The 5718-nt window shown below is 73.3% G+C and carries 4 protein-coding genes and 1 pseudogene; 2 read left to right on the top strand and 3 right to left on the bottom strand.

Going from position 1 to position 5718, the window contains the following annotated elements:
- Nucleotides 1-53 precede the first annotated feature (53 nt).
- Nucleotides 54-1667: pseudogene (locus tag ACFV5N_RS19890) on the bottom strand (DEAD/DEAH box helicase); the annotation flags it as partial.
- A gap of 315 nt (nt 1668-1982) precedes the next feature.
- Between ACFV5N_RS19890 and ACFV5N_RS19885 the strand changes: the two are divergent.
- Nucleotides 1983-2729: a ferritin-like fold-containing protein gene (locus ACFV5N_RS19885; protein WP_385601452.1), complete on the top strand. Its 747-nt coding sequence runs from the start codon at nt 1983-1985 to the stop codon at nt 2727-2729.
- Between the two features lie 225 nt (nt 2730-2954).
- On the opposite strand, the gene ACFV5N_RS19880 is transcribed toward ACFV5N_RS19885, so the two are convergent.
- Both ACFV5N_RS19880 and ACFV5N_RS19875 read right to left on the bottom strand, forming a co-directional pair.
- On the bottom strand, nt 2955-3503 hold the full coding sequence (locus ACFV5N_RS19880; RefSeq protein ID WP_385601449.1) for a hypothetical protein: 549 nt from the start codon (nt 3501-3503) through the stop codon (nt 2955-2957).
- Nucleotides 3504-3553: 50 nt separating this feature from the next.
- Nucleotides 3554-4288, bottom strand: a complete 735-nt coding sequence (locus ACFV5N_RS19875; protein ID WP_385601446.1) for a hypothetical protein — start codon at nt 4286-4288, stop codon at nt 3554-3556.
- Between the two features lie 157 nt (nt 4289-4445).
- Here ACFV5N_RS19875 and ACFV5N_RS19870 point away from each other — a divergent pair, with 157 nt between their 5' ends.
- On the top strand, nt 4446-5597 hold the full coding sequence (locus ACFV5N_RS19870; RefSeq protein WP_385601444.1) for an Mrp/NBP35 family ATP-binding protein: 1152 nt from the start codon (nt 4446-4448) through the stop codon (nt 5595-5597).
- The last annotated feature ends 121 nt before the right edge of the window (nt 5598-5718 follow it).

Raw genomic sequence — 5718 nt, 5'->3', positions numbered from 1 at the left:
CTTTCCGGTGGGGTCATGCCCTTTTTCTACTGTTTGCATTCCGTTCTGTTTTCTGCGGCGCCGCCGGTGTTGTTTTGGGGGCGGCGCCGCCGGCGGCGCGGGGTACGCGGCGCGTCGGCCGCCGGACCGGCCTCCGGTGCCGCCGTGCTCTGCTCCGGCACAGCGGCCGTGGCGGCGGCCGGTGCGTCGGCGGCCACGGTCACCCCGCCCCGGGTACGGCGCCGCTGCCGGCTGCGGGTGGGCCGGTGACGCTCGGCCTCCTCGGCGGCCGGCTTGGCCCGGCCACCGCCGGAGCGCTTGCTCTCCCGGCCGCCCAGGTCCTCGACCTCTTCGGCGGCGAGCCCCGCACGGGTCCGCTCGGCGCGCGGCAGTATCCCCTTGGTGCCCTCGGGGATGCCGAGCACCTCGAACAGGTGCGGCGAGGTCGAGTACGTCTCGGCCGGGTCGTGGAAGTCGAGGTCCAGCGCCTTGTTGATCAGCTGCCAGCGCGGGATGTCGTCCCAGTCGACGAGCGTCACGGCCGTACCGGTGTTCCCGGCCCGCCCGGTGCGCCCGATGCGGTGCAGATAGGTCTTCTCGTCCTCGGGCGTCTGGTAGTTGATCACGTGCGTGACCCCCTCCACATCGATGCCGCGCGCCGCGACATCGGTGCACACCAGCACATCGACCTTGCCGTTGCGGAACGCCCGCAGCGCCTGCTCGCGCGCCCCCTGGCCCAGGTCGCCGTGGACCGCGCCGGAGGCGAACCCGCGCCGCGCCAGCTGGTCGGCGACATCGGCGGCGGTGCGCTTGGTGCGGCAGAACACCATCGCGAGCCCGCGCCCGTTCGCCTGGAGGATGCGGGCCACCATCTCCGGCTTGTCCATCGAGTGGGCCCGGAACACGTGCTGGGTGATGTTGGCCACCGTCGCACCCGCGTCGTCCGGGTCGGTGGCCCGGATGTGGGTGGGCTGGCTCATGTAGCGCCGCGCCAGGCCGATGACCTGGCCCGGCATCGTGGCGGAGAACAGCATCGTCTGCCGCTTGGCGGGCAGCTGCTCCATGATCTTCTCGACGTCGGGCAGGAAGCCGAGGTCGAGCATCTCGTCGGCCTCGTCCAGTACCAGGGTGCGGATCTGCGACAGCCGCAGCTTGCGCTGCCCGGCCAGGTCGAGCAGCCGGCCCGGCGTGCCCACGACCACGTCGACACCGCGCGCCAGCGCCTCGACCTGCGGTTCGTACGCCCGGCCGCCGTAGATCGACAGGACGCGCACGTTGCGCACCTTGCCGGCGGTGAGCAGATCGTTGGTCACCTGCTGGCACAGCTCGCGGGTGGGGACGACCACGAGCGCCTGCGGGGCCTCGGTCAGTTCCTCGGGACGGGCACGGCCCGCCTCGACGTCCGCGGGGACGGTCACGTTCTCCAGGAGGGGAAGCCCGAAGCCGAGGGTCTTGCCGGTACCGGTCTTCGCCTGGCCGATCACATCGGTGCCGGCCAGCGCGACGGGGAGGGTGAGTTCCTGAATGGGGAAGGGGGTGACGATGCCGACGGCTTCGAGCGCCTCGGCGGTCTCGGGAAGGATCCCGAGATCTCGGAATGTGGTGGTGGCGGACAGGGTGGTTGCCTCTTCTGTGTGTCGCGGCGCACGTGGCGGCGAGGCGGGTCTTGCGTACCGCGCCGGTACGATGGCGGCCCGCCTTGGGGCCGTCCGGGGCGCGGGACCCGGTCGTCTCGCTCAAGCGCACGCACCGCGCGAGCGGGTCCCTCATACCGTGGTGGCTGCGGGGCGCACCCACCACGCGGAGGGCTGGTCAGGTCGGAGCCGATCGGCCAACCGACCGGACATCCTCGGAGGTCAACGGGACCCGGGCTGGTCCTGGGCCCATCGGACTCCGGCATGAGAAGGCCCCACCACCTCCGGGCGGGCCTCTATAGCACTGTACCCCGGAACCGCGCATATGTGTCAGGGCTCGGTCTTCCCGGACGTCCACCGGGGACTATTGTGCGGTCCATGCAGACGCCGCAGAGCCCCGAGCACCCCGCCGTTCCCGACGCCTCCGCGCCCGACAGGGACTGGGCGGCGGCCTCCGCCGACCCGCGGTACCGGGCGGCCGTGATCGACCTGCTCGGGGCACTGGCGTACGGCGAGCTCGCGGCCTTCGAAAGGCTCGCCGAGGACGCCAAGCTGGCACCGGGCCTGGCGGACAAGGCCGCTCTGGCCCGGATGGCGTCGGCGGAGTTCCAGCACTTCGAGCAGGTCTCCGAGCACCTGGTGTCCATCGCGGAGGAGCCGGTGGCGGCGATGGAGCCGTTCGTCGTGCCGCTGGACGAGTTCCACCGGCTGACGGCGCCGTCCGACTGGCTGGAGGGCCTGGTCAAGGCGTACGTGGGCGACGCGATCGCCGCCGACTTCTACCGCGAGATCGCCTCCCGCCTCGACGCGGACACCCGGGGGCTGGTGCTGCGGGTGCTGGACGACACCGGGCACGCGTCGTTCGCGGTGGAGAAGGTGCGCGCGGCGATCGAGGCCGACCCCCGGGTCGGCGGCCGGCTCGCCCTGTGGGCCCGGCGGCTGATGGGCGAGGCGCTGTCGCAGGCCCAGCGGGTGGTGGCGGACCGGGACGCGCTGTCCACGATGCTGGTGGGCGGGGTGGCCGACGGCTTCGACCTGGCGGAGATCGGCCGGATGTTCTCCCGGATCACCGAGGCCCACACCAAGCGGATGGCGGCCCTGGGCCTCTCGGCGTAACACCCGCGCCGTACGGCGGGGCCCGGACCTCCCGCGTCACGCCCACGGGGTACGGCGGGTCCTGGACCTCCGGCGTCACGCCCACGGGGTACGGCCAGTGGGCGTGGCCCCCGGACGGCGCGTTGTGCCGCGCCCGCGCTGGTCAGCGCTGCCATGCGCGCCGGCAGCACACCGCGCGCCCGGCTCCGGGCCCGGCCCCGGGCACGCCCGGCCGGAGGCCGACCGCTAGCGCGATCCCGTGCGCCGTCCCCGCCGGACCGGGAGGCCGCTCGGGGTGGCCACCCGGGTGGCCGCCGGGGTCGGCAGCGGCGCGGCGGCGCCGCTGGTCTGCGGCATGGCGCCGGGCCGCTGCCCGGGCGGGCCGGCCGGCTCCAGGCGCAGCACGCGGCACTCGCGCGCCCAGCGTTCCAGCAGGTCCTCCTGGTCCGGCGCGTTGAGCCGCTTGCCCTTGAGTTCCCCGGCGGTGGCCTGCCACAGCTCACCGCCCGCCGCCGGCTCGGTGACCCGGGCCGGCCAGACGATCAGCCGGCCGCCCTTGTCCTTGCTGCGGCAGGTCACCGTCGCCGTGCCACCGTCCACCAGGCCGAGCCCGTCCAGCGGCTGCTCTCCGCGCCCGTCCCCGCCGACCAGGCAGACCGCGCCCTCGTGCCAGACGTGCCACAGCGCGCGTGCCGGTCCCCGCGGGCCGCGCACCCACACCAGGGCGGACTTCTTCGCACTCTCCTCGATCAGGGCCCGGTCGAAGAGCGACAGGTCCCGCTGCTCATCGGTCATGCTCATCCGTCCTCGTCCGTCCGGTCGTCCGTCGGGTCGCCCGCCGGTCGTCAGTCCTCGTCGGTCACCATCTCGTCGCCGTAATCGAGGATCTCCTCCTCCGGCGGCGCGTGCAGCGTGAACTCCTTGTTCCAGTCCGTCAGCGTCAGCTCCCCCGCCGCGCCGCCGCGCTCGAACCGCAGCGGGTACGGCGTCCCGATCAGCGAGACCTCCATGGCCCCGCCGACGCCCTCGCCCGCCTCCAGGCGGACGGTCTGCACCCCGCCGATCTCGCCGCGCTCCCCGATGGCCCGCTCGCCCTCCAGCGCCAGCAGCCCGTCCAGCAGCACGCTCCGGTCGGTGAACCCGCTCAGCTGCTCGTACGCGGGGTCCTCGGGCGCCACCCGCACGTACTTCCCGTCCAGCTTGTGCGCCGGGTCGGGGTCCGTGCTCTCCTCACCGTCCTCGTCCTCCGCCCCGTCCTGCGACTGCCAGAACGCGGCGTCGGCCTTGATGAACAGGTCCTCTCCGACCCGCAGCAGTTCGAAGGTGGAGCCGTCCGTGGACACCTCCCCCACCCCGCCCTCCTCGCCGATCCGCATGTCCAGCCGGTACGTCGTGCCCTCGGTGATCACCGTGCCGGAGAGCCGTACGGCGGTGGCGCCCTCGACGGCGCCGCGCATCTCCTGCTCGATCTCCTCGGCGGTCAGCTTCGCCAGCCCGTTGGTGCCCTCGTCGGGGTCCTCCTCGCCGCCGCCGCACGCGGTGAGCGTCACGCTCGCCAGCGCGCAGACGAACGCCAGCACGGCCCTGCGACACCTGGGCCATCCGGGGACCGCTGCCCTCACGTCGGCTGCCTTTCCTCGAAGGGGTCGGGAAGTTGAGGCGCAGCGTACCCGCACCGGCCCATCGGCCCTCAAGGCAGTGGCTCTTGGACGCCCGGGCAGCCGTACCATCGGTGACATGGCTACCGACACCCCCCAGCCCACGGACAGCGCCGTTCGGGCCGCGCTCGCCACGGTGAACGATCCGGAGATCCACCGGCCGATCACGGATCTGGGCATGGTCAAATCCGTGGAGATCGCCCCGGACGGCTCGGTCGCGGTCGGCATCTACCTGACGGTCCAGGGCTGTCCCATGCGGGACACGATCCACTCCGAGGTGGCGGCGGCGGTACGCGCCGTACCCGGGGTGTCCGAGGTACGGGTCGAGCTGGACGTGATGAGCGACGCGCAGCGCAAGGAGCTGGCGACGACGCTGCGCGGCGGCCAGGCGGAGCGGGAGGTGCCGTTCGCCCAGCCCGGTTCGCTCACCCGTGTCTACTGCGTGGCCTCCGGCAAGGGCGGGGTCGGCAAGTCCTCGGTGACCGTGAACCTGGCGGCGGCGCTCGCGGCGCGCGGCCAGAAGGTGGGCGTGGTCGACGCCGACATCTACGGGCACTCGGTCCCGCGCATGCTGGGCACGGACGGCAAGCCCACCCAGGTCGAGAACATGATCATGCCGCCGTCGGCGCACGGCGTGAAGGTGATCTCCATCGGGATGTTCACGCCGGGCAACGCGCCGGTGGTGTGGCGCGGCCCGATGCTGCACCGCGCGCTCCAGCAGTTCCTGGCGGACGTGTACTGGGGCGACCTCGACGTGCTCCTGCTCGACCTGCCGCCGGGCACCGGCGACATCGCGATCTCCGTGGCCCAGCTGGTCCCCAACGCCGAGATCCTGGTGGTCACCACCCCGCAGCAGGCCGCCGCCGAGGTCGCCGAGCGCGCCGGGTCGATCGCCGTCCAGACCCATCAGAAGATCGTCGGCGTCGTCGAGAACATGTCGGGGCTGCCGTGCCCGCACTGCGACGAGATGGTGGATGTCTTCGGCAGCGGCGGCGGGCAGCGGGTCGCCGACGGGCTGACCCGTACCACCGGCGCCGAGGTGCCGGTCCTGGGCACCATCCCCATCGACGTCCGGCTGCGCGAGGGCGGCGACGAGGGCAAGCCCGTGGTGCTCAGCGACCCGGACTCGCCGGCCGGGACGGCGCTGCGCAAGGTCGCCGACGCCCTCGGCGGCCGGCAGCGCGGGCTGTCCGGCCTGTCCCTGGGGATCACCCCGCGCAACAAGTTCTGAGGTTCCGTGCGGTCTCCGAGGGTGGGCTGTCCCCCACCCTCCGGAGCCCGGCACCACGCCGCCGGGTCTAGGCCGTCTCTTTCGGATCTTCGCGGGGCCGCGCCGCCGGCTACTGGGGGCA

The sequence above is a fragment of the Streptomyces sp. NPDC059853 genome, assembly GCF_042731495.1.
Lineage (GTDB): Bacteria > Actinomycetota > Actinomycetes > Streptomycetales > Streptomycetaceae > Streptomyces.
This window is presented reverse-complemented; position numbering and strand designations above follow the sequence as displayed.

Coding starts and splice junctions, on each gene's coding strand:
- ACFV5N_RS19880 (WP_385601449.1), bottom strand. CDS start 3,503: ATGACCGATGAGCAGCGGGACCTGTCGCTCTTCGACCGGGCCCTGATC.
- ACFV5N_RS19870 (WP_385601444.1), top strand. CDS start 4,446: ATGGCTACCGACACCCCCCAGCCCACGGACAGCGCCGTTCGGGCCGCG.